The 26,249-nt window shown below is 68.7% G+C and carries 23 protein-coding genes; 7 read left to right on the plus strand and 16 right to left on the minus strand.

The window, feature by feature from the left end:
- A partial coding sequence (locus tag AWC27_RS20975) for a PE family protein (RefSeq protein WP_085672256.1) occupies positions 1–1,469 on the minus strand: 1,469 nt, incomplete at its 3' end.
- 246 nt (positions 1,470–1,715) lie between these two features.
- Here AWC27_RS20975 and AWC27_RS20980 point away from each other — a divergent pair.
- Positions 1,716–3,383 carry a PE family protein gene (locus tag AWC27_RS20980; protein WP_085672257.1) on the plus strand — a complete coding sequence of 556 codons (1,668 nt, stop codon included), beginning with the start codon at positions 1,716–1,718 and terminating at the stop codon, positions 3,381–3,383.
- Here AWC27_RS20980 and AWC27_RS20985 read toward each other — a convergent pair.
- The 9 genes from AWC27_RS20985 to AWC27_RS21025 form a co-directional block, all read right to left on the minus strand.
- Entirely contained in the window at positions 3,336–4,664 is a 1,329-nt protein-coding gene (locus tag AWC27_RS20985) for an adenylate/guanylate cyclase domain-containing protein (protein ID WP_085672258.1), read from the minus strand. The two genes, AWC27_RS20980 and AWC27_RS20985, sit on opposite strands and share 48 nt — an antisense overlap.
- A 49-nt stretch (positions 4,665–4,713) precedes the next feature.
- Positions 4,714–5,916, minus strand: coding sequence for a vWA domain-containing protein (locus AWC27_RS20990; protein WP_085672300.1), 1,203 nt, complete (start codon positions 5,914–5,916; stop codon positions 4,714–4,716).
- Positions 5,913–6,542, minus strand: a complete 630-nt coding sequence (locus tag AWC27_RS20995; protein ID WP_085672259.1) for an SRPBCC family protein — start codon at positions 6,540–6,542, stop codon at positions 5,913–5,915. The genes AWC27_RS20990 and AWC27_RS20995 overlap by 4 nt, the downstream gene beginning before the upstream one ends.
- Positions 6,543–6,555: 13 nt before the next feature.
- Positions 6,556–7,431 (minus strand): AAA family ATPase, encoded by an 876-nt coding sequence (locus AWC27_RS21000; protein WP_085672260.1) that lies wholly within the window; start codon positions 7,429–7,431, stop codon positions 6,556–6,558.
- A complete protein-coding gene (locus AWC27_RS21005; protein ID WP_085672301.1) occupies positions 7,428–8,168 on the minus strand; it encodes an XdhC family protein in 741 nt (246 codons plus the stop codon). The genes AWC27_RS21000 and AWC27_RS21005 overlap by 4 nt, the downstream gene beginning before the upstream one ends.
- Before the next feature lie 32 nt (positions 8,169–8,200).
- The gene (locus AWC27_RS21010; protein WP_085672302.1) at positions 8,201–10,600 is read right to left on the minus strand and encodes an aerobic carbon-monoxide dehydrogenase large subunit; all 2,400 of its coding nucleotides are present in this window, start codon (positions 10,598–10,600) and stop codon (positions 8,201–8,203) included.
- Positions 10,597–11,079: a (2Fe-2S)-binding protein gene (locus tag AWC27_RS21015; protein WP_085672261.1), complete on the minus strand. Its 483-nt coding sequence runs from the start codon at positions 11,077–11,079 to the stop codon at positions 10,597–10,599. Before AWC27_RS21015 ends, AWC27_RS21010 begins: the two co-directional genes overlap by 4 nt.
- A 2-nt stretch (positions 11,080–11,081) precedes the next feature.
- Entirely contained in the window at positions 11,082–11,972 is an 891-nt protein-coding gene (locus tag AWC27_RS21020; RefSeq protein WP_085672262.1) for an FAD binding domain-containing protein, read from the minus strand.
- Between the two features lie 71 nt (positions 11,973–12,043).
- Positions 12,044–13,177, minus strand: a complete 1,134-nt coding sequence (locus AWC27_RS21025) for an XdhC family protein (protein WP_169726827.1) — start codon at positions 13,175–13,177, stop codon at positions 12,044–12,046.
- A gap of 34 nt (positions 13,178–13,211) precedes the next feature.
- Between AWC27_RS21025 and AWC27_RS21030 the strand changes: the two genes are divergently transcribed.
- Positions 13,212–14,177 carry a LysR family transcriptional regulator gene (locus AWC27_RS21030; RefSeq protein ID WP_085672263.1) on the plus strand — a complete coding sequence of 322 codons (966 nt, stop codon included), beginning with the start codon at positions 13,212–13,214 and terminating at the stop codon, positions 14,175–14,177.
- A 17-nt stretch (positions 14,178–14,194) separates the two neighbouring features.
- Positions 14,195–14,413: a dodecin family protein gene (locus AWC27_RS21035; RefSeq protein WP_085672264.1), complete on the plus strand. Its 219-nt coding sequence runs from the start codon at positions 14,195–14,197 to the stop codon at positions 14,411–14,413.
- A gap of 177 nt (positions 14,414–14,590) precedes the next feature.
- Here the strand turns inward: AWC27_RS21035 and AWC27_RS21040 are convergent, their stop codons facing one another.
- From AWC27_RS21040 to ttfA, 5 genes are all read right to left on the minus strand, one after another.
- Positions 14,591–15,244, minus strand: a complete 654-nt coding sequence (locus tag AWC27_RS21040; protein WP_085672265.1) for a TrmH family RNA methyltransferase — start codon at positions 15,242–15,244, stop codon at positions 14,591–14,593.
- Positions 15,241–16,137: a hypothetical protein gene (locus AWC27_RS21045; protein ID WP_085672266.1), complete on the minus strand. Its 897-nt coding sequence runs from the start codon at positions 16,135–16,137 to the stop codon at positions 15,241–15,243. Before AWC27_RS21045 ends, AWC27_RS21040 begins: the two co-directional genes overlap by 4 nt.
- Positions 16,138–16,142: 5 nt before the next feature.
- Positions 16,143–16,682 carry an orotate phosphoribosyltransferase gene (pyrE, locus tag AWC27_RS21050; protein ID WP_083113633.1) on the minus strand — a complete coding sequence of 180 codons (540 nt, stop codon included), beginning with the start codon at positions 16,680–16,682 and terminating at the stop codon, positions 16,143–16,145.
- On the minus strand, positions 16,669–17,442 hold the full coding sequence (locus tag AWC27_RS21055) for an SDR family NAD(P)-dependent oxidoreductase (protein WP_085672267.1): 774 nt from the start codon (positions 17,440–17,442) through the stop codon (positions 16,669–16,671). Before AWC27_RS21055 ends, pyrE begins: the two co-directional genes overlap by 14 nt.
- 64 nt (positions 17,443–17,506) lie before the next feature.
- Entirely contained in the window at positions 17,507–18,370 is an 864-nt protein-coding gene (gene ttfA / locus AWC27_RS21060) for a trehalose monomycolate transport factor TtfA (RefSeq protein WP_083113601.1), read from the minus strand.
- 225 nt (positions 18,371–18,595) lie between these two features.
- Here ttfA and AWC27_RS31285 point away from each other — a divergent pair, with 225 nt between their 5' ends.
- The 3 genes from AWC27_RS31285 to AWC27_RS21075 are packed head-to-tail and all read left to right on the plus strand — an operon-like array spanning position 18,596 to position 22,802.
- Complete coding sequence (locus AWC27_RS31285) at positions 18,596–21,505, plus strand: PE family protein (RefSeq protein ID WP_211281679.1); 2,910 nt, start codon at positions 18,596–18,598, stop codon at positions 21,503–21,505.
- Between the two features lie 35 nt (positions 21,506–21,540).
- Complete coding sequence (locus AWC27_RS21070; protein ID WP_211281270.1) at positions 21,541–21,978, plus strand: DsrE family protein; 438 nt, start codon at positions 21,541–21,543, stop codon at positions 21,976–21,978.
- A gap of 35 nt (positions 21,979–22,013) precedes the next feature.
- Entirely contained in the window at positions 22,014–22,802 is a 789-nt protein-coding gene (locus tag AWC27_RS21075; protein WP_245847364.1) for an enoyl-CoA hydratase/isomerase family protein, read from the plus strand.
- Here AWC27_RS21075 and clpB read toward each other — a convergent pair.
- Positions 22,768–25,326 (minus strand): ATP-dependent chaperone ClpB, encoded by a 2,559-nt coding sequence (gene clpB, locus AWC27_RS21080; protein WP_083113598.1) that lies wholly within the window; start codon positions 25,324–25,326, stop codon positions 22,768–22,770. The two genes, AWC27_RS21075 and clpB, sit on opposite strands and share 35 nt — an antisense overlap.
- A 272-nt stretch (positions 25,327–25,598) precedes the next feature.
- On the opposite strand from clpB, the gene AWC27_RS21085 reads away from it, so the two are divergent.
- Positions 25,599–26,246: a GAP family protein gene (locus tag AWC27_RS21085; protein ID WP_245847365.1), complete on the plus strand. Its 648-nt coding sequence runs from the start codon at positions 25,599–25,601 to the stop codon at positions 26,244–26,246.
- Positions 26,247–26,249: the final 3 nt, after the last annotated feature.

Consider the following 26,249-nt stretch of genomic DNA (forward strand, 5'->3'; position numbering starts at 1 on the left):
GCCCCACCGGTCCCGCCGGCACCGCCGGCTCCCCCGCCGCCGCCGAGGCCACCCGCCAAACCGGCAGTGCCCGTGCCGCCGGCGCCGCCCGCGCCCCCTGCGCCGCCGGCGCCGCCATTCATGAACAGCCCACCTGCGCCGCCGATACCGCCATTGCCGCCTGGGCCCGCGGCGCCGCCGCCCGCGCTTCCGGCGGCACCGACGCCGCCGGCACCGCCCACGCCTCCGGTGCCCACCAGCCATCCGGCGTCGCCGCCGTTTCCGCCGGCACCACCGCCGATGCCGCCCGCCCCGCCGCTACCGCCAGTCCCCCACAGCAACCCTGCATCGGCACCGTTTCCGCCATGGCCGCCGACGCCGCCGCCGATGGAGCCGCCGCCGGCGCCACCGGCAGCCCCGGCTCCGAACAAGAAGCCACTGTTGCCGCCGCCACCACCATTGCCCCCGCTGGCGCCGTTGCTATCGGCGTACCCGCCAGCACCGCCGGTACCGCCGGGTCCGCCCAGCCACCCGCCGTTACCCCCGGCCGCGCCGTTGCCACCGTCGCCGCCGTTGCCTATTCCGCCCGCACCGCCGGTACCACCGGCGCCGAGGAAAAACCCGCTGTTGCCTCCCACGCCACCACTGCCGGCGTTGCCGCCGTTGAGCCCGCTGCCGCCCGCCCCGCCGGTGCCGCCGTTGCCGGACAGCCAGCCGGCGTGACCGCCGGCGCCGCCGGTGCCGTTGTTAGCGCCGCCGTTCCCGCCGGTACCGCCGTCGCCGACGAGCAGCGCCGCGGTACCGCCGACGCCGCCGTGGCCGGCGCCCGAGCCCCCCACCCCGCCGGCGCCACCGGAGCCGAACACCAGCCCGCCGTTGCCGCCGGCACCGCCGTTGGATGCGCTGCCGCCGGCGCCCCCGCCGCCGCCGTTGCCGTAGAGCCAGCCGCCGTTACCGCCGAAGCCGCCGACGGTTCCGGCACCACCGGCACCTCCGCGGCCGCCGTTGCCGATCAGACCGGCACTTCCACCATTGCCGCCGGGCTGTCCCGCAGCACCGGCCGCGCCGTTGCCGCCGTTGCCGTACAGCAGGCCACCATCGCCGCCGTTGTCACCGGGACCAGCCCCATTGGCTCCGTTACCGATCAGCGGCCGCCCCACCAGAAACTCGGTGGGCGCATTGATGAGGTTCAGCAGGTTCTGCTCGGCGTTGGTCGACTCGGCCGCAAGATAGGAGCCCGCGCCGGCGTTCAGGGTGAGCACGAACTGCCGATGAAGCGCCGCCACCTGCGTGCTCATCGCCTGATACTGCTGGCCGTGGACCCCGAACAACGCCGCGATCTGCCCTGACACTTCATCTCCGGCCGCGGCCACAAGCTGCGTGGTCGAGGCCGCCGCCGCCGCATTGGCCGCACTAAGACTCGAGCCGATCCCGGCCAAGTCGCCAGCGGCGGCCATCACCCACTCCGGCGAGATCAGCACAAATGACATGAGGCAGCTCCCGCCATCGAACGACTGCGCAAATCACCGGCACCAAGTAGTCGGTAGGCCGGAATCCTATTGCCGAAATACCCGCCGCGTCCGGCGAATCGCCAGTCCCGCAGTCTTATTGGCAATTCCCGAGCCAGGCCCGGACACGCTCGCACAAATCCCGGACAACCTGATGTATGTCCCTCTACGCTGACCACCACCGTTGTCGGGCCGTCGGCACTCTGGCCGCCGGGAAGGATGGGGTCAATGGCGTATGTGATCGCCGAGCCGCAGCTTTTGTGGTCGGCAGCGGCCGAAATCGAGGGAATAGGCTCGGCAATCAGCGCCGCCAACGCCGCCGCGACCGGTCCGACCTCGGGCCTTTTGGCGGCCGCCGGTGACGAGGTTTCGGCGGCTATCGCAAATCTATTCGGGGCATACGGCCGGCAGTACCAGGCCGTCGTCGCGCAATTCGAGGCGTTTCACACTCAGTTCCAGCAGACGCTGGCCGCGGCGGGAAACGCCTATGTGCAAACTGAGGCCGCAATTTCCACCGGCCTGCAAGATTTGCCAGGAGCGCCCAGCGCATCCGGCGCGGCACCGAACGCGGCCTCTATTCCGCCGTTCTCGGCAAACCTGACCAGTTTGTTCGTCGGCCCCACCGGCGTGCCGATACCGTCATTGGGATACGTGCTGTCGGCTAACAAGCTATTCGTCCGCTCGCTCGATTTACTGTCCCTGCACAGTCTTTACACGCCGGAAGAGTTATATCCACTCACCGGAGTCAAGAGTTTGGTTCTCAACAGGTCACTGGACGAGGGCCTGACCATTCTTGACAATGCGATCAGAGACCAATTGCGGATCCCGGGCAATACCGTCACGGTTTTCGGCTACTCGCAGAGCGCCATGATCGCGTCGCTGGAAATGCGCCATCTCGCGAGCCTGGGTCCGAGCGCACCGACCGCGGACCAACTCAACTTCGTGCTGGTCGGCAACGAAATGAACCCCAACGGCGGCATGCTCGCACGTTTCCCGGGCCTGAACATCGCCAGCCTGGGGCTGACCTTCTTGGGCGCCACACCGTCAGACACGATCTACCCGACCGCCATTTATACGCAGGAATACGATGGGTTCGCCGATTTCCCGCGCTATCCGCTCAATGTCATTTCCGACCTCAACGCACTCATGGGCATCCCCTTCGTGCACACGAAATACTTGGACCTCACCGTCGAACAAGTCAATAACGCCATTCCACTGCATACTTCTCGGGGTTATTCCGGCGTCACCAATTACTACGTCATTCACACGGACAACCTGCCACTACTGGCACCACTGCGCGCACTACCCGTGATCGGCGAACCGCTGGCCGATCTAATCCAGCCGAACCTGAGGGTAATCGTCAATCTGGGCTACGGCGACCCCAACTTCGGTTATTCGACCAGCCCCGCAGATGTGCCCACGCCATTCGGGTTGTTCCCGGACGTCAGGGCGGACACCGTGTTGAACGCTTTGGGCGCCGGCACCCAACAGGGAATTCACGACTTCACGGCCGACCTGCCGACAGTATTCTCCAAGCCGATCGTCTTCCCGCCGTTCGAGATACCGTCGATTGTTCCCGGCCCGGTACCCCCGCCGCCGCCCCCGCTCAGCCTTACACCGACGCATATTGCGAACACCATCGCCTCGATTGTCTCGACCAATTACGCGGTGCTTCTCCCGACCGCGGACATAGGTCTTTCCCTACTCACCACTATGCCCGCCTATAACGCGGACCTGTTCGTGGGCCAACTCATGCAGGGCAATCTCATCAATGCGATCGGTTATCCCATTGCCGCCGACGTCGGTTTGCTCACGATCGGCGCCACGGTCGAATTCCTCACCCTGGCATCAGCGGCCAGCGACACCATCCAGGACATTCAGCGACTCATTCCCTGACGTTCGCTCGCCGACCAGGAACCAGGTGTGCAGCACACCTTTGCCCTTCACCTCGATGTCGCCGCGTTCCTCGAAAACGAAATCGCCGCGCAGCCGCTCGTACACCTCAGGGGGAACCTGGATGCGGCCCGGCACGCTCGTCGACTCCATGCGGGAGGCGACGTTGACGGCGTCACCCCACACGTCGTAGAAGAACCGCGATGTGCCGACCACACCGGCCACCACCGGGCCGACGCCCACCCCGATGCGGATCGGCACCCCTTTGCCGCTCTGATCGGTGAGGCGGGCGGCCGCCTCACCGAGGTCCAGTGCGAAGCGCGCGAGCGCCTTGAGATGGCCGGCCCGGGGCTGGGGCACACCGCTGACCACCATGTAGGAGTCGCCGGTGGTCTTCACCTTTTCCATGCCGTGGTGTTCGACCAGCAGATCGAATTCGCTGTAGACGCGGTTGAGGAACACCACCAGATCGGCGGGCGTGGTTTGACTCGCCCGTTCGGTGTATCCGGCGATGTCGGCGAACAGGACCGAAGCGTCGTCGTATTTGTCGGCGATGATCGTCGACGAGGGGTTCTTGAGCCGGGCCGCGACGGACGTGGGCAAGATATTGCCGAGCAGCGACTCCGAGCGCTCGTACTCCAGCTCGATGGCCTCCTTGGCCCCTTGAATCTCGCGCAGGGCATACCAGACGGTCGTCACGATCATCAAGCTTGCGCACATCGCCGAGATCGCGAAGCCGACGTTGGTGGCCCATTCCGGCTGCTCGGCGGTACTCACCGGTTCGATGACGTTGATCGTGATGACCAGCCCGGCGGCGACGACCACCACCGCACAGGCCAGCACGATGTGCTCGGTGCCCAGCACCAGCACGGCCACCAGCGCCGACATCAGGAAGAAGAACGCGATCCCGGTGTGCGTCCCGATCCACGCGCCCACCACCGCCATCAGCGCCAGCGCGGTACCCACCAGCGTCACCGGAGCCACCAGCTCGCCGAACCGGTGCAGCAGCGGAATCAGCGCGAATATCACCGCCGCCAGCCCATTGAGCAGCGCAACCGGCAGCAAGTGGGTGGTAATCAGCTCGATCGTGCCGAAGCTGGCGCTGACGAAGGCCGCGGTCCAGGTGGCGATGTTGAGGACCCGACGGCGCCGGCTGAGGCTGCACGCATGCTGGCGGTCGCGGTCGAAGATCGCCGACTTCAAGCGCAGCAGTGGGCCACTGAACGTCCGGCTGATCCACTCTTCTGCCAGCTCCGAGGATGCGGCATCGGCGTCGGCTGCCACACGGGAAGCCTATCGGACAAGAAGGCGGCAGTAGCAAACTTTCATCGGCCTAGTCGCGGTGGGCCAGCGCCAGCAGCAGCTGGTGCAGGCCGGCCAGCGAGTGGGCGGGCAGGAACAGATCGCAATAGGGCAACGCGGCTGCCATGGAACCGGCCAGCGGCTGGAAGTCGCGGTGCGCCGCACGGGGGTTGAGCCAGATCAGCATTTCGGCGCGGCGACGCAGCCTGGCCAGCGCGCGGTCGAGCACTTCGGGCGGATCGCTGTCCCAGCCGTCGGAGGCAACGATCACCACCGCGCCACGCACTGCGCTGCCGTGTCCCGACGAGGTGGGCGCCAGCAGCGCCGCGATGCTGCGGCCGATGAACGTGCCGCCGTACCGGTCGGTCACCTTGGCGTTGGCCCGCTCCAGGGCCACCTCGGCGGACCGGTGCGACAGTACCGGCGTGAGCCTGGTCAGCGACGTTGAAAATGCGAAGACCTCCGGACGCATGCCGGCCTGGCGCAGCGCCGCCGCGCGCATCAGATGCAGGTAGATCGCCGCATATGGCTGCATCGAGCGGCTGACGTCGCAGACCAAAACCACACGCCGGGGCCGGCGGCGCCGCCGGGTTCGCGCCAGCACCACCGCTTCCCACGCGGTGGAACGCGACGCGTTCATGGTTTTGCGCAGGTCGATGCGCTTGCCGTGCGGGCTGGACTCCATGCGCAGGCTGCGCCGTTGCGGCCAGTGCTGTATAGAGGCCTCGAGCCAGGTGCCGAGCAGCCGCAAATCGTCGGGATCGAATTGGTCGAACGGTTCGTCGGCAAGGGCGGCGATGCGGCTGGGCAGGAAATCGGGCAGCTGGATGGCCGCGTGGGAGATGCTCTCGGACGCGGTAACGGTTCGGGTGGCCCAGGGCACGGTCTGGGCGCCGGCGCCGGACGACGTACTGGATTCGCGGTGCACGGTGCCGGTCGCGGGAGTCTTCGGGCCGGGTAATGGCAGTGCCGTCGTCGGGTCGTGTTCCAGGCTGCCGAACACCGCGCCGAACACCGCATCGAAGGCGCCGAGGTCCTCCATCCGGTTGACCAACGTCAACCGGGCCGCCCAGTACAGCGCCGATCGGGTCTGCGGTACCAGACGCCCCAGCGCCTGCACGAAAAGCCCCGCGCCACTTGCCGATACCAACACCCCAGCGCCGCGCAGCCGCACCACCAGCGCGGCGGCGAACGCCGCCAGATCGACACCCCGCAGCAGCGCCGGCGTGCTCACGAGCGCCGGCGCGCGATCCAAATCAGCACTAAGAGGACAAGCACCGCCGCCGCCACGGCCCCGTACTTCTTGAGCTGATCGCCACCGGCGAGTTCCAGCAAATCGATAGGCTCCGGCTGCGCCGCCGAGGCGGCCACTGCCGCGGCGTCCGGGCTCGGTTGCCCCTCCGCAGGCGCCGCGCTCTGGGCCTTGAGTTCGGCTTCCAGCGACTCCACGAACTGGCCCAGCAACTTCTCCGACACCTGCTGCAGCATGCCGCTGCCGAATTGGGCGAGCTTGCCGACGATTTTGAGATCGGTGTCGACGGTAACGCGGGTGCTGTCGCCGGCCGCGTGCAACTGCGCGGTGACCGTCGCCGCCGCATTGCCGGTACCCCGCGCCTCCTTGCCCTTGCCGTCGATGACCGCGCGATGCTGCTCGCGATCCTGCTCCACGAACCGCACCTTGCCGCTGAACTCGCTGGTGACCGGGCCGACCTTGACCTTGACCTTGCCCAGGTACTCGTCACCCTCGTGGCCGGTCAGCTGCGCGCCGGGCATCAAGGGAATCACCTGCTCCAGGTCGCACAGCACGTCCCAGGCCTGCTCGATCGGCGCGCTGACGGTGAACTGGTTGGCGATCTTCATCCTTGAAGTCCTCTCATGTGCTGTATGCGACGAAGGCGTCGCGAATCAGATTACGGTCGTCGGGTGTCTTGGCCAGCGCCCCCAGGGTGGCTAATGCGGCCGGGGCCGACTCGTCCACGAGGTCCGCGACGCCAAGCGACACCAGCGCAGCGACCCAGTCGATGGTCTCGGCCACGCCGGGCGGCTTGTCCAGATCCAATTGGCGTGCGCTGGCTACGAATTGGGTGGCGTGCTCGATCAACGGCGCGGACGCGCCGGGCACCGTGCGCCGGACGACCGCGGCCGCCCGCACCGGCTCCGGGTAGTCGATCCAGTGGTAGAGGCAGCGTCGGCGCAGTGCGTCGTGCAGGTCACGGCTGCGGTTGGACGTCAGCACCGCGATCGGGGGGCGCTCGGCCACGAAGGTGCCCAGTTCGGGGACGGTGACCGCGGATTCGCCGAGGAACTCCAGCAGCAATGCCTCGAATTCGTCGTCGGCCCGGTCTATTTCGTCGATCAATAACACCGGCGGCACCGCGCCGCGGTAGCGCACGCATTGCAGGATGGGCCGGTCGACCAGGTATTTCTCGGTGTAGAGATCGGCTTCGTCAATGGCGGCTCCCTGTGCCTCCGCCAACCGGATCGACAGCAGCTGACGCTGGTAGTTCCAGTCATAAAGCGCCTCGTTGGCGGTCAGCCCTTCATAACACTGCAACCGCACCAGCGTGGTATTCAGCACTGCGGCAAGGGTTTTCGCTGCCGTTGTCTTACCCACGCCGGGCTCGCCCTCCAGCAGCAGCGGCCGGCCGAGCGTCGTCGCCAGATAAATGGCCGACGCGGTCCCGGTGTCGAGCAGATAATCCCGGGCATCGAATCGGGCGGCGACGTCGTCGGGATTGGTGAACGTCATCTGCCGCCATTGCAGCGCAGGGCGGCTATCAGTTCCGCAGCGATCGACACCGCGATCTCGGCCGGCGTCTTGGCGCCGATGTCCAATCCGACCGGTGTGTGGATACGGGCCCGCTCGGCGTCGGTGAGCTCGAGCCCGCTCAGAATCGACGCGCCGCGAACCTTGCTGGCCACCAGACCGATGTAGCCCACGCCGTTGTCCAGCGCGGCGCGGATGAGTTCGGCCTCTGGGCCACCGTGACTGGCGATCACCGCGGCCGTCGGCGAGCCGTCAGCCGGATCGCTGTCCCGGCTGACGTCATAACCCAGCACGTCGCACAGTTGCGCCAACGCGTCGGCGATCGGTGTGCTCCCGTAGATCCGGACCAAGGGCGCCGGCAGCTGCGGGGTCAAGAAGATCTCCAGCGATCCGCCCGACAGGCAGGGGTTGACCACCACACACGCGCCGGGCGCTTCCGGAAAGTGCACGTCACCGTCGGGAAGCACGCGCAGCAGCACACTCTCGCCGGCCTGCAGCGCGCCCAGTGCTGCCTTGCGGACCGAGTTCTGTGCGCAGTGGCCACCGACGAAGCCCTCAATGGTGCCGTCCGGCAACAGAATTGCCTCATCGCCGGGACGGGACGAGGTGGGCTGTTGGGCGCGTACCACCGTCGCGTGCACAAACGGTGTGCGCGCGGCCAGGAGCTGCTGTGCCCGTTCACCTATCGTGCTCGCCTTGATGGCGCCACTCCTCCTCATCGCTCGTTCCTCGCTCTGCATTGTCGCGGCGCCTAAATCGGCGGCCTCGCTCTACCCTGCATGGCCTCCCACACCCGCGACGGCGTCAGCGGCATATCGGCGTGCCGAACCCCGTACGGCGCCAACGCATCCACCACCGCGTTCACCACCGCGGGCGGCGAACCCACCGTGGCCGATTCGCCGATGCCCTTGGCCCCGATGGGATGATGCGGCGACGGCGTCACGGTGTGCCCAGTCTCCAGGTGCGGCACCTCGAGTGCGGTGGGGATCAGGTAATCCATCAGCGAGCCGCCCAGGCAGTTGCCCTCTTCGTCGAAGGCGATCATCTCCATCAACGCCATGCCGATGCCGTCGACGATGCCGCCGTGCACCTGGCCCTCGATGATCATCGGATTGATCCGGGTGCCGCAGTCGTCGACGGCAAGAAAGCGCCGCACCTTGACCACCCCGGTGCCCGGATCCACGTCCACCACACAGAAATACGCGCCGTACGGGTAGGTGAGATTCGACGGGTTGTAACAGATCTGGGCGTCCAGCCCACCCTCGATGCCTTCGGGCAGATCACCGGCGCCGTGCGCGCGCATCGCGATGTCCTGAATCGTCACCGACGCCGACGGGTCACCCTTGACGTGGAAAGATCCCTTCTCCCACTCCAAGTCGGCGACCGACACTTCCAGCATGCCCGACGCGATGATCCTGGCCTTGTCGCGGATCTTGCGCGCCACCAGCGCCGCGGCCGCACCCGACACCGGCGTGGACCGGCTGCCGTAGGTACCCAACCCGAACGGCGTCTGGTCGGTGTCGCCGTGCACCACGTCGATATCGTCGGGCGGGATGCCCAGCTCTTCGGCGACGATCTGGGCGAACGTCGTCTCGTGGCCCTGGCCCTGCGTCTGAACCGAAAGCCGCACCACGGCTTTGCCCGTCGGGTGCACCCGCAGCTCGCAGCCGTCAGCCATGCCAAGACCAAGGATGTCCATGTCCTTGCGTGGACCTGCGCCCACGGCCTCGGTGAAGAACGCCATCCCGATGCCCATCAACTCGCCGCGCTCCCGCTTGGCGGCCTGCTCGGCACGCAACGCGTCATAGCCGATCATGCCCATCGCCTTGCGCATGGTGGTCTCGTAGTCACCCGAGTCGTACGTCCAGCCGGTCTTGCTCTGGTAGGGGAATTGCTCGGGCCTCAACAGGTTTCGCAGCCGCAGCTCGGCTGGGTCCATCTTCAGGTCGAAGGCCAGGCAATCCACCAGGCGCTCAACGAGATACACGGCCTCGGTGATCCGGAACGAGCACGCATACGCCACACCGCCGGGCGCCTTGTTGGTGTAGACGGCGGTCATGTGGCAGTAGGCGGCCTCGATGTCGTAGCTGCCGGTGAACACCCCGAAGAAACCGGCCGGGTACTTGACCGGCGCCGCGGTGCCGTTGAACGCGCCGTGGTCGGCCAGCACGTTGGTCCGGATCGCCAGGATCTTGCCCTCGTTCGTGGCGGCGATCTCGCCGACCATGATGTAGTCGCGGGCAAACCCCGTTGAGGTCAGGTTCTCGCTGCGGTCCTCCATCCATTTCACCGGCTTGCCCAGCAGCAGCGAGCCGACGATGGCGCACACATAGCCGGGGTAGATCGGCACCTTGTTGCCGAAACCGCCGCCGATGTCGGGCGAGATCACCTGAATCTTGTGCTCGGGCAGGCCCGCCACCAACGCGTACAGCGTGCGGTGTGCGTGCGGCGCCTGAGAGGTGGACCACAGCGTCAGCTTTCCGGTGACCGGGTCCAAATCGGCTACTGCACCACAGGTTTCCATCGGCGCCGGGTGCACGCGGGGGTAGACGATCTCCTGCTTGACGACGACGTCGGCCTTCGCGAACGCCGCCTCGGTGGCGGCCGCGTCGCCCGTCTGCCAGTCGAAACAATGGTTGTCGGTCTTACCGTCCAGGTCGGTACGGATGACCGGAGCCGACGGGTCCAGCGCCCTGCGCACATCGATGACGGGATCCAGCGGGTCGTACTCGACGTCGATCAACTCCAGGGCGTCGCGCGCCGAATAGCGGTCCTCGGCAACGACGAACGCCACCTCCTGGCCCTGGAAGCGCACCTTGTCGGTGGCCAGCACGGCCTGTACGTCGTTGGACAGCGTCGGCATCCAGGCCAGGCCCTTCTCGGCCAGCGCGGCACCGGTCACCACCAGCTTGACCTTCGGATGTGCTTGCGCGGCAGTAACATCGACGCTGACGATGCGGGCGTGCGCGTACGGCGAACGCAGGATCGCCAAATGCAGCATGCCGGGCAGTGTCACATCGTCGACGTAGCGGCCGCGGCCACGGATGAATCGGGGGTCCTCCTTGCGCAACATCCGGCCATAGCCACACGGCTTCTGGTCGTTGTCGGCGGTGTCCTCGGGTGAGGGGGGTTTTGACTCGATGGTCGTCATGAGGTGGCCGCCTCCGTCTCGGCGTGCTGCGCGGCCCATTGGATGGACCGAACGATGGTGGTGTATCCGGTACACCGGCAGATCTGACCGGAGATGGCCTCCCGGATGGTCTCCTCGTCGGGATCGGGGTCGCGGTCCAGCAGGGCGCGCGCGGTGATCATCATTCCCGGTGTGCAGAAACCACATTGCAGCCCGTGGCAACGCATGAACCCCTCCTGCACCGGATCCAGGGTCCCGTCCGGCGCGGCGAGCCCTTCGACGGTGCGCACGCTGTGGCCGGACGCCATCACGGCCAGCATGGTGCACGACTTCACCGGCACCCCGTCCACGTCGACCACGCATGTTCCGCAGTTGCTGGTGTCGCATCCCCAGTGAGTTCCAGTGAGCCGCAACTGATCCCGCAAGAAGTGCACCAACAGCATCCGCGGTTCGACTTCGGCGCTCACCTGTTCGCCGTTTACGGTCATGTTGATTTCCACAGTTAGTTCCCTTCCGGCTCAGGGATATTGCGCACTCGCTCCACCGCGGCGCGCAGCGTGCGGATGGTCAGCTCACACGCCAGATGGCGCTTGTATTCGGCAGTGCCGCGAATGTCGGCCGCCGGATCGCAGGCTTCCGCCGCAAGGCGGCCCGCTTCGGCGAAGGTTTCCTCGGTAACGGGCCGGCCGACCAGCCATGCGGACAGCTCGGCCAGCGCGCCCGCATCGGGATTCACCGCGGTCAGCCCGACACGGCCGGCGGCTATCGAACCGTTGTCCAGCGTGACGCATGACCCCGCCGCCGTCACCGCCCAGTCCCCCACCCGGCGTTCCACCTTGGCATATGCGCTGGAAGTCTTGTGCCGCAATGGAATTCGCACTTCGATCAGCATTTCGTTGGGCGACACCGCGGTCTCGTACGGGCCGACCAGGAAGTCGTCGATGCCGACTTCCCGCTCGCCGGACGGACCCCGCACCAGGCACGTCGCCCCCAACACCAGGCACACCGTCGACAGGTCCTCGGCCGGGTCGGCCTGGCACAGCGAGCCGCCCAGAGTGCCGCGGTTACGCACCACCGGGTCGGCGATCACCCGTTCGGCATCGCGGAAGATCGGGCACACCGCGGCCAGCGTGTCCGACTCGAGAATCTCGCGGTGCCGCGTCATGGCGCCTATTCGCACCAGCGTCGGATCGGTGATCACGTATCCCAGTTCCGGGGCCAGGTCGTTGATATCGACGAGGTACTCGGGGTTGGCGATACGCAGCTTCATCATCGGCAGCAGGCTGTGTCCGCCGGCGACGATGCGTGCCGTCTCGCCCAATCGATCCAGCAGTCCGATGGCGTGGTCGACGCTGGTTGCGCGTTCGTACTCGAAGGGGCCAGGTACTTGCATGCGGCTCAGTGTCTGCCGCTATCCGACACGGGTCAATATCGAGTTAAGTGATCCTTTAACTCGTCTGACCACTAGGCCTCTACCTGCGCGTCATGGTGGATGCGGCCGCCGATTTCGGCCAGCGGCCGGCCGCGGCCACCCCACCGCCGGGCGATGATGTCGGCGGCGATCGACACCGCCGTCTCCTCTGGGGTGCGGGCGCCGAGGTCCAGTCCGATCGGGCTGGACAGCCGGCTCAACTCGGCCTCGGTGAGGCCCACCGCCCGTAGCCGGTCCATCCGGTCATCGTGGGTTTGACGCGATCCCATCGCACCCACGTAGCCGACCCGCGGCAGCCGCAACGCCACCTCGAGCAGCGGCACGTCGAACTTCGGATCGTGGGTCAGCACGCAGATCACCGTGCGCTCGTCGATGGCGCCCGCCGCCGCCTGCGCCGCCAGGTAGCGGTGCGGCCACTCGACGACAACCTCGTCGGCGGTCGGGAAGCGCACCGAGGTCGCGAACACCGCCCGCGCATCGCACACCGTCACCCGGTAACCGAGGAAAGAGCCCTGCCGGGTAATCGCAGCGGCGAAGTCGATGGCACCGAACACCAGCATCCGCGGGCGCGGCGCGTGACTGGACACGAAGACCTCCATGCCGTCGCCGCGGCGCTGCCCGTCGGGACCGTACTCGAGGATCTCGTTGCGCCCCAGCGCCAGCAGACCCCGCGCGTCGTCGATGACCGCCGCGTCGGCGCGCGCCGACCCCAGAGACCCGACCGCGCTGTCCGGCCGCACCACCAGCCGGCGGCCAATCCACTGTGCATCGGGGTGGGCGATCACGGTCGCGACGGCCACCGGCCGGTGGGCCTCGATGTCGGCGGCCACCTCGCCCAATTCGGGAAACGTTGCCCGGGAGATGGACTCGACGAACACATCGATGATGCCGCCGCAGGTCAGGCCGACGGCAAACGCGTCGTCGTCGCTGACGCCATACCGTTCCAACTGCGGCGCCCCGGCCCGAGCCACCTCCATGGCGAGCTCGTAGACGGCACCCTCGACGCACCCGCCGGACACCGATCCGCTCACCGAGCCGTCCGGTGCCACCACCATCGAGGCGCCCGGCGGCCGTGGCGCCGACCGCATCGTCCGCACCACCGTGCCCACGCCCGCGGTGGCACCGGTGCGCCAGATCGACATCAGCTCGGCAAGCACGTCGCGCACCCTCCCAAATTAGGCCGCGAAGTAGGCTCAGACCATGACTCCGGCTCAACTTCGGGCCTATTCAGCGGTGGTGCGGTTGGGCTCGGTCCGGGCCGCCGCCGCGGAACTGGGCGTTTCCGACGCCGGAGTCTCGATGCATGTGGCGGCGTTACGCAAGGAACTCGACGACCAATTGTTCACCAGGACCGGTGCCGGCCTGGCGTTCACGCCTGGCGGGCTGCGGCTGGCCAGCCGTGCGGTGGAAATCCTGGGGCTGCAACAGCAAACCGCGATCGAGGTGACCGAGGCCGCGCACGGGCGCCGGTTGTTGCGGATCGCGGCGTCCAGCACCTTCGCCGAGCACGCCGCGCCCGGCTTGATCGAGCTGTTCTCGTCGCGGGCCGACGACCTGTCCGTCGAGTTGAGCGTGCATCCGACCAGCCAATTCCGTGAGCTGATCTGCTCGCGTGCCGTCGACATCGCCATCGGCCCGGCCAGCGAGAGTTCCTCGGGGGCCGACGGCTCCATCTTCGTGCGGCCCTTTCTGAAGTATCAGATCATCACCGTGGTTGCGCCCAATAGCCCACTGGCCGTGGGCATTCCGACGCCGGGACTTTTGCGGCAGCAACAGTGGATGCTAGGCCCGTCGGCCGGCAGCGTGGACGGCGAGATCGCAACCATGTTGCGCGACTTGGCAATTCCGGAGGCACAGCAGCGGATCTTCCAAAGCGACGCCGCCGCCCTGGAGGAGGTCATGCGGGTTGGCGGCGCCACGCTGACGATCGGCTTCGCCGTCGCCAAGGACCTGGCCGCCCGGCGGCTGATCCACGTGACCGGTTCGGGACTGGACAAGGCCGGCGAGTGGTGTGCGGTGACGTTGGCGCCATCGGCGCGTCAGCCCGCCGTCTCCGAGCTGGTCCGCTTCATCACCACACCCAGGTGCATCCAGGCGATGATCCGCGGCAGTGGGGTCGGCGTGACCAGGTTCCGCCCAAAGGTTCACGTCACGCTGTGGAGTTAGCTATACGCTTTACCCCCATGAGCGTCTACAAGGTGATCGACATCATCGGGACCAGCCCCACCTCGTGGGAGGCGGCCGCGGCCGAAGCCGTAATGCGGGCGCGCGACAGCGTCGACGACATCCGGGTGGCCCGAGTCATCGAGCAGGACATGGCCGTGGACAACGAGGGCAAGATCACCTACCGCATCAAGCTGGAGGTCTCCTTCAAGATGCGCCCGGTCAAACCGCGCGACTAGTTCGCTGTACGGGAGTCGGCCAAACGCCTCCGGGCGGTCATGCTGAGCCCGTTGAGTGTGCGCTCAGGGCTTCGAGCGTGAACCCTGGGCTTTCATCGTGAAACCCGGGTGGTGGTTTCGCCTTCTGGCCGCCCTGCGTGCACACGCGAAGCCACAGGCGCACACTCGGCTAGAGATTCACCACGCCCGAGACAGATCCGCGTGCTGCCGGATCCAGGCATGCATCGCGATCCCGGCCGCAACGCCGGCATTGATGCTGCGCGTCGAGCCGAACTGGGCGATCGACACCGTCAGCGCCGCGCCCGCGCGGGTGTCATCGGTGATGCCGGGCCCCTCCTGACCGAACACCAGCAAGCAGTCGCGCGGTAACGCCGTCTCCTCCAGCCGTGCGGCACCGGGCACATTGTCCACCGCGACCACCGTCAAACCCGCCCGCGCCGCGAAGTCCAGTAGCTCGGCGGTGTTGTCGTGGTGGCACAGCCGCTGATAGCGATCGGTCACCATGGCGCCGCGCCGGTTCCAGCGTCGCCGCCCCACTATGTGCACGGTGTCCACGGCGAAGGCGTTGGCGGTGCGCACCACCGAGCCGATGTTGGCGTCGTGGCCGAAGTTCTCGATCGCCACGTGCAGGGCATGGCGGCGCCCGTCGATATCGGCGACGATCGCCTCTCGCGTCCAGTATCGATAGGCGTCCACGACATTGCGAGTATCCCCGTCGCGCAACAGGATTGGGTCATACCGCGGGTCGTCCGGCGGCTTCCCCGGCCACGGTCCGACACCGCCGGCCGGTGCACCCCACTCGGTGGGGCCGGGCTCACCGCTCGAACTCATTGGGTGGTCCACACCGCGGCGTGGGTGCCCACGATCGCCACCGTCGCATACAGCAGCGCCTCGTTGATCTCGCCCTGCGTGCACAGCGAGGCGTTGAACTGCACCGCATCTCGCGACGCCTCGGGCAGCACCAGCACCGAGGATCCGTAGGCGGAGCAGGCCGGGTTCAGCCCGCGGCCGGGCAGCGTCGGCGCGGCCAGCAGCATCATCGGCCCGCCGCGCTTGGCGGAATCGTCGCGATACCGCCCGGCCAACGCGTCGGCCTCCAGCCCCAGCAGCATGTAGCCGCTGCCGGTGAACGCCACCGGATCGCCCAGTTGCGCCTTGGTCAGCGGTGTTCCATCGGCCCGCCACGCCGAAATGCTGGTGGTCTTGACCACCAGTCCGGTGTCGTTCTGGTTGGTGGGCAGCAGCCCCACCGGGAAAGCGGCCGGGTAGGCGGCGGCGGTGTCGGCGATCCGGTCCCGCGGCGAATAGGTGTACACGCCGCGGACCGCGCTGCGGTCTTTGAGCGGGCCCATGCAGACGCTGCCGGTGAGCCGGTCGGGCGGCGCCGACAGCGGCTTGTCGACCTTGACCACGTGCGTCATCGCATCGCCGCAACTGCCGAGCCCGTCGGACTCCAGCGGGTGCGCCAGCGCGCCGTACAGGCCATAGCGAATGTCCTCGGCCTTGGCGTGCGGCGCGCGCGGATCGGTGGGCGACGCGTCGATGTCGATCAGCACATAGTCGCCATCCCAGCGCAGGTTCGATACCGACATGTTCCAGCCCAGCACCGCCACCGATTCGCCGACCCGGACATTCGCGGCGCCGTAAACAGAGCCGGGACGATTCGAACCAGAGCAGCCCGCCAGGCAGACCGCCACCAGCGCCAGCGCCAGCAGCACACGCACGCGGCCTAGCCCAACCCCAGCTCGGCCAGGCCCAGCACGCTGCGGTAGGGCAGGCCTTCGGCCTCGATGGCCTCGGCGGCGCCGGTCGCACGGTCCACCACGGTGGCCACCCCGACGACCTCACCACCGGCCTCGCGCACGGCGTGTACCGCCGTCAGCGCCGAACCGCCCGTCGTGCTGGTGTCCTCGACCACCAGCACGCGCCGGCCGGAAACGTCGCTGCCCTCGATAAGTCGTTGCATACCATGGGTTTTCACCGACTTGCGCACCACGAACGCGTCGATCGGCCGTCCCGGAGCGTGCATGATCGCGGTGGCCACCGGATCGGCGCCCAGCGTCAGCCCGCCGACGAGCGCGTAGTCCCAGTCTTCGGTGAGTTCGCGCATCAGCCGCCCGATCAGCGCGGCCGCCCGGTGGTGCAGGGTGGCCCGGCGCAGGTCGACGTAATAGTCGGCCTCCTTGCCCGACGACAGCGTGACGCGGCCGTGCACCACCGAGAGCCGGCGCACCAGCTCAGCGAGCTCGTCGAGTTCAGGTCCGGCCACGGCCACCGCCGACTCGCTTTATCACCGTCCGGGCCAGGCCACGCGGAATCATCCGGCCGGCGGTCACCAGCGCCTTGTACTGAATACTCGGGACGCTGATCACCTTGCCCGCGGCGACGTCGGCCAGGCTTTCGCTGACCACGTCGTCGACCTCGAGCCACAGAAACGACGGCAGCTTGCCCATGTTGATACCCGCCCTGGCGTGGAATTCGGTGTGCACGAATCCAGGGCAGATGGCATGGATGCTGACGCCGGTCCCCTGCAATCCGCCGGCCAGGCCCTCGGTGAACGAAACCACCCACGCCTTTGACGCCGAATAGGTCGATCCGCGCCCGGACAGCAGCCCGGCCACGCTGGCGACGTTGATGACGGTGCCCGCGCCGGCCTCAAGCATGGGCGGCAGCGCGGCCCGGGTGAAATGCATGACCGCGGTCACGTTGACGTCGAGCTGGGCCTGCAGCAGTGCCGGATCGGCCGTCCAGAACTCCCCGGAGGTGCCGAAACCGGCGTTGTTCACCAGCACCCGAACCCCGTCGGCCAGCCGCTGCACCACCTTGTCGCGACCGGCCGCATCGGCCAGGTCAGCGGGCAGAATCTCGATGTTGCCGGCCTCACCGGCGAGCTCGTCGGCGAGTTGTTCCAAGCGGCCGACGTCACGCGCGACCAGCACCAGGTCGTAGCCATCGCGCGCATATCGTCGCGCATAGCCGGCGCCGATTCCTGCGGTGGGCCCGGTGATCAGGGCGACGGGGCGAGGCATGAGCGACAGCGTAGCGAAGCGACGTTGGGCGGGCTTTACCCCGGCACAGCCCAGCTTTGGGCTTTCAGCGCTGGTAGTGGGTGGCCTGAGTGCCGTTGCGTCCCGGTGGTGGACGCCGGCCCGGCTCGGAGCGACCCTCCTCGCGGCGCACCGGCTCGGGTTCGCGGGCCGCGCTGCGGCGACCGGCCTCGCCCAGTAGCCCGGCTATGTCCTGGTCAGCGCGGCGGGGCGGCAATTCGGCGCGGCCCGCAGGCGCCAGCGGACGGCTGGGTGCGGTGCTGCGCGGCGCGGGCTCACCCGTTTCCTGTGCGGCCTCGGCGGGCAGCGGCGGCAAGACCCGCAGCAGGTCGTTGAACTGGCGCACGGTACGCAGACCCTCGTCCCATTGGGCGCGGGTGCTGGCGATCGGCATGCTGACCAGCGTCCAGTTCTGCTCGTTCCACATGATCTCGGCGCAGTCCGGCGCGGTGTGCGCGAAGGTGACCATCCGCCGGTCGCAGGCCCGGCGGGCGGCGTCCAGGTTGGTCGAGTACACCATCCGCGGCCCGATCGCGCCCAACAGCCAAATGTCGCTCTCGCGTGGCTCTTTGAGACCTTTGAGCCGCAGATCGACCACGACGTTGGTGCCTACCTTGCGGTGCAGCGCGATTACCGTGGCCACTTCGTCGATGTCGAAGATGTAGACCGCCTCGCCACGGATCTGTCCCAGCACGACGTTTTGGGCGGCGACATCGCCGACCGTCGACATGACACCGCGCTTCCACCGCTTGAGAATGTCGGTCGATTCGCGCTCATAGTCGAATCCGTGCGAGCGGGCCCAGGACCTGCGGCGCCTGCTGCGGCCGCGGCGCCGATCGATGTCGACGTACAGCAATACCGCCGCACCGACAAAGCACAGTGCGGACAGCGTGAACCAAAGCGGGACCATCCCGAACAGCCTATCTGCTGTTGCCGCCGAACAAACAATCCGAGCAGGTCACAACCCAATCACGAGACGTATTACCCGGCCGTGTCGAGGGCGGCGCCCTCGTATTAATTGCAGGTTCTATGTGTTTACCGAAAAAGCCGACGCCCGCAGCGGTGTTGTGAGTAGCCTCACTGGTTCAGATTTCCCGATCCTTTTGTCCGCGATACGAATTCGAGGGGATTTCCCATGTCGTTGGCGGCGGTACCGGATGCATTGATTGGAGCGGCCGGCGATCTGGCCCGGCTTCAGACGGCATGGGTCCAGGCCAGTGCGGCCGCGCCGCTTACCGGACTGGCCGCAGCCGCCGGTGACGAGGTGTCGGCCGCGATCGCCGGGCTGTTCGGTGCCTACGGCCGCCAGTACCAGGCCCTGAGCGTGCAGGCGGCGCGGTACCACGACCAGTTCGTCCGCACCCTGAACGGCTCAGCCATGGCCTATGCCGGCGCCGAGGCGGCTAACGCCTCGCCATTGCAACTCCTCGAACAGCAGATGCTGGGCGTCATCAACGCCCCCACCCAGGCGGTGCTGGGCCGTCCGCTGATTGGCAACGGCGCCAACGGAACCGCGGCAAACCCCAACGGCGGGGCCGGCGGCCTGCTGTACGGCAACGGCGGCAACGGCTACAACCAGACCGCGGCCGGGATGGCCGGTGGTGCCGGCGGGGCGGCCGGGTTGATCGGTAACGGCGGGCTGGGCGGCGTCGGCGGTCCGGGCGCCAACGGCGGGGCCGGCGGCGCAGGGGGCTGGTGGTCGGGCAATGGCGGCGGCGGTGGAGCCGGCGGGACGGCCACCCTGGCCGGCGCGGCCGGCGGCGACGGCGGTGCCGGCGGCCGGGCCGGACTGTTCGGTGCCGGCGGGGTCGGCGGGGCCGGTGGCATGGGCGCGGCCGGAGCCGCGGGGGCACCGAGCACGGCAGCCGCTCCCGTCGGCGGTGCCGGCGGCGCGGGCGGCGCCGGGGGTAACGGCGGTGTCGGCGGGGCCGGCGGATACCTGCTCGGCGATGGCGGCGTCGGCGGAGCCGGCGGCGCTGGCGGGGCCGGCGGAGCCGGCGGCATCGGCCATGACGGGGCCCCCGGGCCGGTGCGCGGTGCCGATGGCGGCGACGGCGGCACCGGTGGGGCCGGCGGCGGCGGCGGGGCCGGCGGCCACGGCGGCGCGGGCGGCACCAACTCCTTCGGCCAGGCCGCCGGCCAAGGCGTCGGCGGAGCCGGCGGCAACGGCGGTGACGGCGGCGCCCCAGGCAACGGCGGTGCCGGAGCTACCGGCACCTCGACGGTGAACTCCGGCATCGGCGGCAAGGGCGGACACGGCGGCAACCCCGGACTCGGCGGACAGGGCGGCTCGGGCGGAGCCGGTTCCCTGCACGGCGGCGACGGCACGGCCGGCCTCACCCCCAACACGGGTGGTAACGGCGGCGCCGGCGGAACCGGCGCCGACGGCACCACGCCGGGCGCCGACGGTGCCCGGGGCGGCGCCGGCGGCGATGGCGGCAAGTACGGCAACGGCGGCGTCGGCGGCATCGGCGGCAACGGCGCAGCCGGGTTGGCCGGCACCACCGGGCCGGACGGCAACGGGACCAACGGCGGCGGCGGGGGCAATGGCGGCGCCGGCGGCAGCGGCGGCAACGGCGGCGCGAACGGCGGCACCGGCGGGATCGGCGGTAATGGTGGCGCAGCCGGCAACGGCGGCGCCGGCGGTAGCGGCATCACCGGCGCCAACGGCACCAATGGCACCGGCGCCAACGGCGGTGACGGCGGAAACGCCGGCAACGGCGGCAACGGCGGCAAGGGCGGTGACGGCGGCGCCGGCGGAACGGGCGTCGGCGGTCAAGCCGCCAATGGCGTCGGCGGCGCCGGCGGCAACGGCGCCAATGCTGGCACCCCGGGCAACGGCGGCAACGGCGGCAGCGGCGCTCCCGCCACACCGACCACACCCATCGGCGGCAACGGCGGTGACGGTGGCCGAGGGGGCAACTCCGGGATCGCGGGGGCCCGTGGGACCGGTGGCACCGGCTCGACGGACGGCGCCAACGGCAGCAACGGCACCACGCAGACCGCAGGCCGCGGCGGCAACGGCGGAGCCGGCGGCAACGTGCAGGCCAGCACCGGGTCCGGCGGTGACGGCGGCAACGGCGGCGCCGGCGGCAATGGCGGCGCCAACGCGGCCGGCGGTGCCGGTGGCAACGGCGGCCGGGGCGGCAACCCGCCGCCATCCGGCCTGTCGAACGGGGCCGGTGGGGACGGCGGCAACGGCGGAGCCGGCGGGACGGGCACCACCGGCGGTAACGGCGGCAACGGCGGCGACGGCAGCGGTGCCACCGGTAGCGGTAACAACATCACCGGCGGTTCCGGCGGCGACGGCGGCGCCGGCGGGCTCGGCATTGGCGGGGCCGGCGGCAACGGCGGTGACGGCGGCCTGGGCGCCGCCGGCCGCGGCACCGCCGCCGGCGACGGAGGCAGCGGCGGTGACGGCGGTGACAGCGTGGGCGGTAACGGCGGAAAGGGCGGCACCGGCGGCAACGCCGGCACCGCGTTGACGTCGACCACCGTGCGCGGCGTCGGCGGAACCGGCGGCGACGGCGGCAACAGCCTCGGCGGGGCAGGCGGCACCGGCGGCGCGGGCGGCACCGGCGGCAACACGATCACCGGCCCCGGCGGTACGGGCGGCGCGGGCGGCACCGGCGGCGCGGGCGACACCGGCGGCGGCACCGGCGGCAACGGCGGGATGGGCGGCACCGTCAATGCCGGTGGCGCGCAGGGTGGCACCGGGGGCGTCGGCGGCGTCGGCGGCCACGGAAACGGCACCAGCACCGGCGGCACCGGCGGGCGGGGCGGCATGGGCGGCACCGGCGGCACGGGGACCAGCGTCGATGTGGGCGGTAACGGCGGTTCGGGCGGCATCGGAGGTGCCGGCGGTAGCTCCGACTTCGGCAGCGGCGGCAAGGGCGGCGACGGCGGCACCGGCGGCACCGGCGGTTTCGGAGCGAATCAGCCGGGCGGCACCGGCGGCCCGGGCGGTCCCGGCAAGAACCCGGTCGGTACCGTCGGCGGTCTCGGTGGTACCGCCGGCACCCCCGGCAAAGGCGGCGGTCTCTAGCACCTCACGGCCGGCCAAGCAAAGGAGCGATCCAAGTGCCACAAGACCACGCCCTGCAGATCGACGTTCCGGTCCAACTCGACGACGTGAAGGTCGTTTTCAGCGTGGCGTCGCTGACCTTCGAGGGCGACATGCCGGCCGCGCTCTTCCACACCGGAATCGTGCTCAAGGACGCCGAGGAGTGGCGGGTGAAGCCGGACGTGGTGATCGTGTTCCACACCAACGCCGGACACGTGGCGCTCGACGATGCGACCTACAACGCGAACCGGCACGTCGCGATCGGCAATCCGTACAAGGCCGTCGTCGCCGACCTGATGAAAAAGGGTGTGCAGGTTGAACTTTGCGGCGCCACCGCCGTGGCCAATGGCTGGGGCAACGCCGATGTGATCCCCGGCGTCAAGGTCAACCGAAACGCCATGGCCCGGCTGACGCAGCTGGTCCAGCAGGGGTACGTGAAGATTTCGGAAACCTAGCCTTGTACCAGGGCTACCGGCTCATCCACATCGCCGTGGCCGACGGTATTTGCCGGGCCACGATCGACCATCCGCCCGTCAACCTGTTGGACCTGCCGCTGCTGGACGAGATCAACCGGCTGACAACGGAAGTCAGCGACGACGAGCAGGTCCGGGTGCTCATCGTCGACTCGGCCGATCCGGAGATCTTCATCGCCCATGCCGACGTCGGGCTGATTCTGGACCTGCCTGCTTACCAAACCGGCGACGACACCGGACTGCACGAGGAGCTCTCGCCCTTCCACGCCACGATGGAGCGGTTCCGGACCATTCCGAAGGCCACCATCGCCGTCATCGAGGGCGCCTGCCGCGGGGGCGGCTGCGAGTTCGCCATGGCGTTCGACATGCGCTATGGCGCGCTCGGCGTCACGGTCCTGGGGCATCCGGAGGTGTCGGTGGGGATCATCCCCGGCGGCGGCGGCACCCAGCGACTGCCCCGGCTGGTCGGTCGCGGCCGCGCCCTCGAGGTCATCCTCGGCGGCATGGACGTCGACGCCGCGACCGCCGAAGCCTGGGGATACCTGGACCGCGCGTTGCCACCTGAGCAGCTGCGACGTTTCGTCGACAAGCTGGCCAGGCGCATCGCGTCGAGTCCGGCGCAGGCCGTCGCGGCCGTCAAACGGGCGGTCGATGCGGCGGCCGGAGACCTCAGCACCGGCCTGCGCATCGAGGATCAGCTGCTACGCGAAACTCTTGCGCAGCCGGCCGCCCGGCAACGGCTGCAGGCCGCTCTCGGCGCCGGGTCGCGGTCTAACCCAAGACCAGGTGCTCGCCGTCCGCGCTGACGTTGACGGGAACCACGTCGCCGTCGTGCACCTCGCCGGCCAGCAGCATCTTGGCCAACTGATCGCCGATCGCCTGCTGCACCAGGCGCCGTAGCGGCCGGGCCCCGTATACCGGGTCGAAGCCGCGGTGCGCCAGCCACTTCTTGGCCGGCAACGACACCTCGAGTTGCAGCCGCCGCTGCGCCAGACGCTTGTCCAGCTGGATGAGCTGGATGTCGACGATCTGCACCAACTCCTCGGGGTCGAGCGCGTCGAAGATCAGCACGTCGTCGAGCCGGTTGATGAACTCCGGCTTGAACGCCGCACGCACCGCCGCCATCACCTGCTCCGCGGTACCGCCCGACCCCAGGTTGGAGGTCAAGATGAGGATGGTGTTGCGGAAGTCGACCGTACGGCCCTGCCCGTCGGTCAACCGGCCCTCGTCGAGTACCTGCAACAGCACGTCGAACACGTCCGGGTGAGCCTTTTCCACCTCGTCGAACAGCACGACGGTGTAGGGACGGCGGCGTACCGCCTCGGTCAGCTGACCGCCCTGGTCGTAGCCGATGTAGCCGGGGGGCGCACCGACCAGCCGGGCCACCGAGTGCTTCTCGCCGTACTCGCTCATGTCGATGCGGACCATGGCCCGGTCGTCGTCGAACAGGAAGTCCGCCAACGCTTTTGCCAGCTCGGTCTTGCCGACGCCGGTGGGTCCCAGGAACATGAACGAGCCGGTGGGCCGGTTGGGGTCGGCGACCCCGGCCCGGCTGCGGCGCACCGCGTCGGACACGGCCTGCACGGCCTTCTTCTGCCCGACGACGCGTTTGCCCAGCTCGTCTTCCATCCGCAGCAGCTTGGCGGTTTCGCCTTCCAGCAGCCGGCCGGCCGGGATGCCGGTCCACGCCGACACAACGTCGGCGATGTCGTCGGGACCGACCTCCTCCTTGAGCATCACGTCCTCGCGGGCTGTGCCCCTGCCGGGGGCCAATAGCCCTGCCGCGTCCAGCTTCTTCTCCACTTCGGGGATGCGCCCGTACCGCAGCTCGGCGGCCTTGGCCAGGTCGCCGTCGCGCTCGGCGCGCTCGGACTCACCGCGCAGCGCCTCGAGCTGTTCCTTGAGATCGCGAACGACGTCGATCGCGTTCTTCTCGTTCTGCCACTTGGCGGTGAGTTCAGCAAGCCGTTCCTTTTGGTCTGCCAGCTCGGCGCGCAGCTTCTCCAGCCGCTCCTTGGAAGCCTCGTCCTCCTCCTTGGCCAGCGCCATCTCTTCGATCTCCAGCCGGCGCACCAGGCGCTCGACCTCGTCGATCTCGACGGGCCGCGAGTCGATCTCCATCCTGAGCCGCGACGCGGCCTCATCGACCAGGTCGATGGCCTTGTCCGGCAGGAACCGGGCGGTGATGTAGCGGTCGGACAGCGACGCCGCCGCGACCAGCGCTGAGTCGGTGATGCGCACGCCGTGGTGCACCTCGTAGCGGTCTTTGAGCCCGCGCAGGATGCCCACGGTGTCCTCCACCGACGGCTCACCGACGAACACCTGCTGGAAGCGCCGCTCCAGTGCGGCGTCCTTCTCTATGTACTTGCGGTACTCGTCGAGCGTGGTGGCGCCGACCAGCCGCAGTTCGCCGCGGGCCAGCATGGGTTTGATCATGTTGCCGGCGTCCATGGCGGATTCGCCGGTCGCACCGGCGCCGACGATGGTGTGCAACTCGTCGATGAACGTAATGATCTGTCCCGCAGAGTTTTTGATGTCGTCAAGGACGGCCTTGAGCCGTTCCTCGAACTCGCCGCGGTACTTCGCGCCGGCCACCATCGACCCCAGGTCCAGCGCGATGACGGTCTTGTCGCGCAGACTTTCGGGGACGTCGCCGGCGACGATGCGCTGGGCCAGGCCCTCCACGATCGCGGTCTTGCCGACGCCGGGCTCGCCGATCAGCACCGGGTTGTTCTTGGTACGGCGCGACAGCACCTGCACGACGCGGCGAATCTCGTTGTCGCGGCCGATAACCGGGTCGAGTTTGCCTTCCCTGGCGCGGCCGGTCAGGTCGGTGGAGTACTTCTCCAGCGCCTGATACGTGGCCTCGGGATCCGCGCTGGTAACCCGCGCGCTGCCGCGCACCTTGACGAACGCCTCGCGCAAGGCCTGCGGCGAGGCGCCGTGGCCGGTGAGCAACTTGGCGACGTCGGAGTCACCGGTGGCCAGCCCGACCAGCAGGTGCTCGGTGGAGACGTATTCGTCGTCCATCTCGGTGGCCAGGTGCTGGGCGTTGGTGATAGCGGCCAAGGAGTCTCGGGACAGCTGCGGCTGTGAGCTGGAGCCGCTGGCCTGCGGCAGCCGATCGAGCAGACGCTGCGCTTCGGTGCGAATGGCAGCGGGCTCGACACCAACCGCCTCCAGCAGCGGTGCGGCGATTCCGTCGTTCTGGGTCAGCAAAGCCAGAAGTAGATGAGCTGGCCGGATCTCGGGATTGCCGGCAGCCGAGGCCGCCTGCAGAGCCGACGTCAGGGCCGCCTGCGTCTTGGTGGTCGGATTGAAAGAGTCCACGACGATCTCCGTTCGAGGCCAAAATGGCGGGTCAGAAAATGCTTGTCGGGTTGTTCAACGCGATCAAGGTTGAGTCTGTTCCGCTCAACTCTAAGTTCTTTCGCCGGGGCACCGCAAGGTCGATCCAACAGTTGCCCAGTATTCCCGTTAAACGCTGTCGCCGAGCGTGTACTCACTGTCAGTTCAAGCGCGATTTCTCGCGCTCAGTACACGCTCGGCGACCCGAGCCACGGCCCGGCAGCCTGCCCTATAACGTCGGCTACCGTTCTCGCGTGATAGAAGTACTGCCGCTGGCGCTGGTGATCACGGTTTCGCCGCTGTCGATCATCCCCGGGGTACTGGTCTTGCATGCGCCACATCCCCGCGAGAGCGGCTTGGCCTATCTGGCCGGTTGGGTGTTCGGCATAGCCGCACTGACCGCGATCGCCATCGGTATCTCCAACATGCTCGGCGGCCTGCGCGAGCAGCCACCGCAGTGGGCGTCCTGGCTGCGGATCGTCGTCGGCATCACGCTCATCGTGTTCGGCGTCCTCCGCTGGCTGACGCGGCGCGGACACGACCACATCCCGGCCTGGATGCGAACGCTCACCTCGGTCACCCCGCCCCGCGCCGCGATGACGGGAGCCGCGCTTGCGGTGCTGAATGTCAAGGTGCTATTCGTCTGTGCCGCAGCCGGTTTGGCGATCGGGACCGATGCGCTGGGTGTCGCCGGCACAGTGCTCACCGCCGCCGTATTCGTTGCGGTCGCCACGTCGTCGGTGGTGATCCCGATCCTGGCCTACACGGCCGCCGGCGGCCGTCTCGACGACCCGCTGGAGCGACTCAAGAACTGGATGGAGAAGCACAATGCCGCTGTGGTTGCGGTCATCCTGGTGTTGATCGGACTCGCGGTGCTGTACAAGGGAATTCACGCCCTATAATCG

This window comes from Mycobacterium szulgai, assembly GCF_002116635.1.
Lineage (GTDB): Bacteria > Actinomycetota > Actinomycetes > Mycobacteriales > Mycobacteriaceae > Mycobacterium > Mycobacterium szulgai.

Coding starts and splice junctions, on each gene's coding strand:
- AWC27_RS21005 (WP_085672301.1), bottom strand. CDS start 8,168: ATGAGGAGGAGTGGCGCCATCAAGGCGAGCACGATAGGTGAACGGGCA.
- AWC27_RS21040 (WP_085672265.1), bottom strand. CDS start 15,244: ATGAGTTCGAGCGGTGAGCCCGGCCCCACCGAGTGGGGTGCACCGGCC.
- AWC27_RS21030 (WP_085672263.1), top strand. CDS start 13,212: ATGACTCCGGCTCAACTTCGGGCCTATTCAGCGGTGGTGCGGTTGGGC.
- AWC27_RS21010 (WP_085672302.1), bottom strand. CDS start 10,600: ATGACGACCATCGAGTCAAAACCCCCCTCACCCGAGGACACCGCCGAC.
- ttfA (WP_083113601.1), bottom strand. CDS start 18,370: ATGGTCCCGCTTTGGTTCACGCTGTCCGCACTGTGCTTTGTCGGTGCG.
- AWC27_RS21020 (WP_085672262.1), bottom strand. CDS start 11,972: ATGCAAGTACCTGGCCCCTTCGAGTACGAACGCGCAACCAGCGTCGAC.
- AWC27_RS31285 (WP_211281679.1), top strand. CDS start 18,596: ATGTCGTTGGCGGCGGTACCGGATGCATTGATTGGAGCGGCCGGCGAT.
- AWC27_RS21055 (WP_085672267.1), bottom strand. CDS start 17,442: ATGCCTCGCCCCGTCGCCCTGATCACCGGGCCCACCGCAGGAATCGGC.
- AWC27_RS21035 (WP_085672264.1), top strand. CDS start 14,195: ATGAGCGTCTACAAGGTGATCGACATCATCGGGACCAGCCCCACCTCG.
- AWC27_RS20995 (WP_085672259.1), bottom strand. CDS start 6,542: ATGAAGATCGCCAACCAGTTCACCGTCAGCGCGCCGATCGAGCAGGCC.
- AWC27_RS21000 (WP_085672260.1), bottom strand. CDS start 7,431: ATGACGTTCACCAATCCCGACGACGTCGCCGCCCGATTCGATGCCCGG.
- AWC27_RS20980 (WP_085672257.1), top strand. CDS start 1,716: ATGGCGTATGTGATCGCCGAGCCGCAGCTTTTGTGGTCGGCAGCGGCC.